1 protein-coding gene and 1 pseudogene are annotated in these 4,084 nt (G+C 56.9%); both read left to right on the plus strand.

Annotated features, from left to right (window positions below; all coding sequences use genetic code 11):
- Positions 1-3,046, plus strand: a 3,046-nt coding sequence (locus tag BFQ04_RS29665) for a hypothetical protein (protein ID WP_065951080.1), incomplete at its 5' end; no start/stop codon positions are given.
- 221 nt (positions 3,047-3,267) lie between these two features.
- Positions 3,268-4,084 (plus strand): annotated as a pseudogene (locus BFQ04_RS12380) (hypothetical protein); the annotation flags it as partial.

Consider the following 4,084-nt stretch of genomic DNA (forward strand, 5'->3'; position numbering starts at 1 on the left):
CGGTTCCGTTCAGGCAGCAAATTCGCTGCCAGCCGTTGAAACGGAACTGCCCTATGCGATTATCGAGCACGCTGCGAACAACAGCGTGCTGTATCCCATTGACGCCAGCGATGGCACGACGGCCACGCTGACGCTGCCGGCCAACGCCACTGATGTCATGTTCTACATGGCGGTCAAGGGGCAGGACGAGCCGCGTTTCGAACCGGTATCTGTCGAAAATGGCGTCAATGTCGTCGGCATTCCGCCACAGTGGATCAGCTACTGCATCGGGCACACGGTATTGATCAAGTACACGGCCAATGCAGGGGGGCGGGCCCTGGAATCCTTGACGCTGGAGTTGGAAATCCAACAGATCAGGGAGGAGGACCTCTTCGTTTCAAGGCCGGTGTTCACGCATGCCAAGGAGGAGTGGAATACCTGGTACCTGCGCATGCAAGAGTTCTCGGGTGATGAAATTGTCGCGATCAACGCCTGGCCGATGATTCAACCCGGGCAGCGTCTGTTTGTGGTTGTTGCGGGTAACCAGCACGTTGCGCCTTATCGCTTCACCTGGGTGGCCAAGAATCATGTGGTGCAGGAGCACGAAGCTCGTCCAGAGCATGTTTTCCGCTTCAAGCTTTCGCGAGGCTGGCTGTCCAGGCTGGACGATTACTCGGCGATCACCGCTCACCTGGGCGTGATTTGGGACACGACCGAACCGGTATACCCTGAGCCAGGCGATCCGATTCTGGAGAATCCGCTGCCTGTGAACGCCGAGGATTTCCACCTGCGCACCACTTCATTGCTGCGTGTCGACCCTGCGCTGGACCTGAAACCGCCGCACTTGCGCGAGTCTACGCAATACAACGATGAGTGGTGCCTCAACCCTGAAAACACCCAGGAGGGAGGGGAGATCATCATCCAGGGTCTGGACACTTACAAAGGTGACGAGGTGAGGTTTTATGTATCCGGGCCCGCTTACGCGAAGAAACTGTTGGGTGATTTCACGGTTGAACAGAACGGCGAGATGCCTTTCGTCAAATTGCCGGCCTGTGTGGTGGCGTGTTTCTTCAACAAACAGATGACGTTGAGCTATGACCTTGCCGCCGGCGGCCCGGCACAGTCGTCCCAAGCGAGAGTGATCAGTGTTTTAACGCCCGAATTCCAACGCCCGCTGATTGAAGAGGCGAACCAGGATCGCATGCTGTGCCTCGATAACTTCCCGGGGGACGCGAAGGTGATAGCGCCTCTGGGAGGCTATGGTGAGTGCGCGAGCCATTGCTGGATGTGGATCGATGCTGAATATGCAGACGGCAGCGCTTACCGCTTTGATATTCTGGACGGTGAGATTGTCACGCAGGCCTGGAAAAGCGACGGCGTCAGGGCTGATATTCCAAGGGCAGCATTGGAAAAGATCGGCGATTGCTCCACGTTCGAACTGCGCGTCAAGACGGGCTTTTGCGAGGCGAGCGAACTGAAGAACGCCCACGAATTTCCGCCCGCGAGGTTCACGATCTACCAGGAGCCGTTGGCGCCACGGGCACCCACAGTCAGGGAAGCACAAGGGGGTATTCTGGTGCCGTGGAACGCTCGCGAAGGGGTGCATGTCGAGGCGGTTTACGAAGGCTGCCAACCCAGCCACCAACATACTGCCCAGTGGTGCCTGGACGGAGCAGACAGTTGTTGGCCACTGCCTTTACAGAAGGGGGCGTCCGGCCCGGTCACGTTCCTGGCGTCCCGCGAACAGATGATCAACAGCTTCCGCAAGACGGCACTGATTTCTTACACCGTGATCAATGCCTGCAAGCAGATGGTGTCCGAGACACTCGCGTTGCAGGTCGGTGAGCCACTCATGCAGCGGCGTCCTCGTCCAGTGGTGAAACAAGCCACTGGCGACGTCTTGGATCTGCGTACCTTCCCTGGGAAGGACGCGCAAGTCATTGTCAAAAGTACCGATGTCGATGTCGATTTGGCGTGGTGGTTTTTCGTCGAGGGGCATGTCGGGGTTATGACGCTTGAGGGGACTGCGCAAGACGGTTCCCCAATCACTGTACCGATCATGGCGAGGCCACTCGAAAGCGGTGATAGGGACGGGTTGTCGTGTCTGATTCCACATTCGGAGTTGGAGAAGTTGAAAGATGATACGTATATCACCATCAATTTTTCGCATTTCATTGGTCCGCTTGGAAGTGTCGAGATCAAGTTCCAGGCCTTGAGGTTGCTGTTTATAAACCCTGTCTCTCTGCCCGTGCCCTCTGTGCCGGAAGCGGAGAACGGCGAGTTGAACTTTCTTCGACTGTGCTGTGAGAAGGATGCCCATCTGGTTGCGGCCCCTTGGGACAAGATCGCTACGGACAACCGAATCTCGTTGATCTGCACCGGCACGGCAATTGGAGGCGGCCCCCATTCCGTGGTTTTGCTGCCGGAGCGCGACGTTGCCCCGCTGGAGGTTCTGGAGGGCTTGAATATTGCGATTACAAATGCGCAATTTTTTGCATTCGCCAACGACAGTGTCATTACGCTGCGCCTGAGCGTGAGGTTTGCGAACGATACGCTGCGACCTTTCGAGCCGGTGGCACTGGAGCTGATCAAAAGCAGACAGATCGTCGAAAGGTTTGATGGGCAGCCTGACAAGCTGCTCAAACCCGGGGAAAGTCTGCGCCTTTCGACGATGACCATCACCATGGTTCAGTTGGCTACAAATGCTCGCGGCGGTATACACACCTTCGCAAACGTAGGGGAGTTTATGTCAGGACCGGCTTTCGGGTTTTGCATCGACACGGCTGGCTTTATCACCCCGACGCAGATAACACGCTTTGCATTCGACGTGCCCTGCGCCTGTCTGCGGTTTGCATATGTTCATCTGGATGGTCAGGCAACTGTGCGTTTCTACGGTGAAAGCGGGGTGCCCATCGAAACGCGGATCGTGGACTCAGCCAAGGGGGGGCGGCACCAATGGGTTGAGTTCAAGGCGGGCAAAGGTGAGTTGCTCGCAAGCTTTGAGGTTGAAGTGGGCGAGCACGGATACCTCGATAACTTCACTATGTGTAGTCCCGTGAATGCCTAGAGCCAGGCAATGAAGGGCGGGGTCACACAGACCCCGCCTTTGAGCCTTGGCGGAGTTTGAGCGGTTGTGCGTACACCACTGGTCTGGAATATCGAGTTTTCCCAGCAGAACTGTTAATTCTGACAGTAGGCAGCGGTCCTGATCCACGTGTTAGATATCCGCAGTTTCCGGCCCATCGGGTCGGGCCGACGGTGATCTAACATCTGGACAGGAGTCTTATCGTGGCGAGCAAAACACCTGCTAAAAAAATCGGTTCCGTTCAGGCAGCAAATTCGCTGCCAGCCGTTGAAACGGAACTGCCCTATGCGATTATCGAGCACGCTGCGAACAACAGCGTGCTGTATCCCATTGACGCCAGCGATGGCACGACGGCCACGCTGACGCTGCCGGCCAACGCCACTGATGTCATGTTCTACATGGCGGTCAAGGGGCAGGACGAGCCGCGTTTCGAACCGGTATCTGTCGAAAATGGCGTCAATGTCGTCGGCATTCCGCCACAGTGGATCAGCTACTGCATCGGGCACACGGTATTGATCAAGTACACGGCCAATGCAGGGGGGCGGGCCCTGGAATCCTTGACGCTGGAGTTGGAAATCCAACAGATCAGGGAGGAGGACCTCTTCGTTTCAAGGCCGGTGTTCACGCATGCCAAGGAGGAGTGGAATACCTGGTACCTGCGCATGCAAGAGTTCTCGGGTGATGAAATTGTCGCGATCAACGCCTGGCCGATGATTCAACCCGGGCAGCGTCTGTTTGTGGTTGTTGCGGGTAACCAGCACGTTGCGCCTTATCGCTTCACCTGGGTGGCCAAGAATCATGTGGTGCAGGAGCACGAAGCTCGTCCAGAGCATGTTTTCCGCTTCAAGCTTTCGCGAGGCTGGCTGTCCAGGCTGGACGATTACTCGGCGATCACCGCTCACCTGGGCGTGATTTGGGACACGACCGAACCGGTATACCCTGAGCCAGGCGATCCGATTCTGGAGAATCCGCTGCCTGTGAACGCCGAGGATTTCCACCTGCGCACCACTTCATTGCTGC

The sequence above is a fragment of the Pseudomonas sp. 37 R 15 genome (assembly GCF_900004865.1).
GTDB classification, from domain to species: domain Bacteria; phylum Pseudomonadota; class Gammaproteobacteria; order Pseudomonadales; family Pseudomonadaceae; genus Aquipseudomonas; species Aquipseudomonas fluorescens_AM.